The organism is Bradyrhizobium sp. UFLA05-108 (genome assembly GCF_059803455.1).
Genome location: NZ_JBANAZ010000192.1, coordinates 1 through 1,304, shown reverse-complemented (window position 1 = coordinate 1,304; position 1,304 = coordinate 1). Strand labels below are relative to the sequence as shown.

2 protein-coding genes are annotated in these 1,304 nt (G+C 57.8%); both read left to right on the top strand.

Translation table 11 applies throughout. From position 1 onward, the window contains the following. Window positions 1-859 (top strand): patatin-like phospholipase RssA (gene rssA / locus SO140_RS45875; protein WP_498544191.1); only part of this gene is annotated, 859 nt, incomplete at its 5' end. A gap of 52 nt (window positions 860-911) precedes the next feature. After that, window positions 912-1,304: response regulator (locus SO140_RS45870; protein ID WP_498544190.1), on the top strand; the 393-nt coding region annotated here is incomplete at its 3' end.

The following is a 1,304-nucleotide window of genomic DNA, read 5'->3' as shown; positions in this document are numbered from 1 at the left end:
CAAAGGCTGGGCGCACATCGGCGTGATCAATGCGATAAAGAAATTGGGGATTGAGGTTGATGTCGTTGCCGGCTGTTCTGTCGGCGCGTTGGTGGGCGCGGCGTTCGCCAGCCATCGTCTGCCGGCGATGGAGCAGTGGGTGCGATCGTTCAGCTATTGGGACGTCATTCGCCTGATGGATTTTTCCTGGCAGCGCGGCGGCCTGTTGCGCGGCGAGCGGGTGTTTAACGCCGTCGGACAGCTGCTGAAGGTCAATGATATCGCCGATTGTGCGTTGAAGTTCGGTGCCGTGACCACCAATCTCAGCACCGGGCGCGAGCTGTGGCTGACCGAAGGCGATATTCATCAGGCGATACGCGCCTCCTGCAGTATGCCTGGCCTGTTGGCGCCGGTATGGGCCGACGGCTATTGGCTGGTGGATGGCGCGGTGGTCAATCCTGTGCCGGTGTCGCTTTGCCGCGCCATGGGCGCCGATATCGTCATCGCGGTCGATCTGCAGCATGATGCGCATCTGATGCAGCAGGATCTGTTCTCGATACGTATCGAGGAAGAAAGCCCGAACGATGCGCCTGCGGCGACCTGGCGCGGGCGTCTGCGGGAACGCGTCGGCAGAATGCGTAAGCGCAAACCGGCGACGGCGCCGACGGCGATGGAGATTATGAGCACATCGATTCAAATGCTGGAAAATCGTTTGAAGCGTAATCGGATGGCGAGCGATCCGCCGGATGTGTTGATTCAACCTTTTTGTCCGCAAATCTCGACGCTGGATTTCCACCGCGCCGATGAAGCGATCGCAGCGGGGTTGCTGGCGGTGGAAAAACAACTGGATCGGTTGTTGCCGTTGATAAAAAATAGATAATTCTCGGTTCTCGGTTGGCAATGCGCGGTCAGTCTGTTTCAGACGAGCATAAGTGACCTTTTTGAGCCACTATTACACTATGGAAAGGGACGAGGCTCGGCTGATGGCATTACCACTTACTCACAAGCGCATCTTGATCGTTGAGGACGAACAGGTTTTTCGTTCAGTGCTGGTCGGTTATTTGGCCTCACTGGGTGCTGAAACCGGCGAGGCGACCAACGGTATACAGGCGCTGGGTGCCGTCGATGACTTCAAGCCGGATCTGATCCTGTGCGATCTCGCGATGCCGGAAATGGGGGGGATCGAATTCGTTGAGCACCTGCGTTTGCAGGGGCTGCAAATCCCGGTGCTGGTGATCTGGGCCACCGACAAGATGGCTGACATCGCCAAGGTGTTGAGGTTGGGCGTGCAGGATGTGCTGCTCAAGCCGCTGACCGATCTCAAT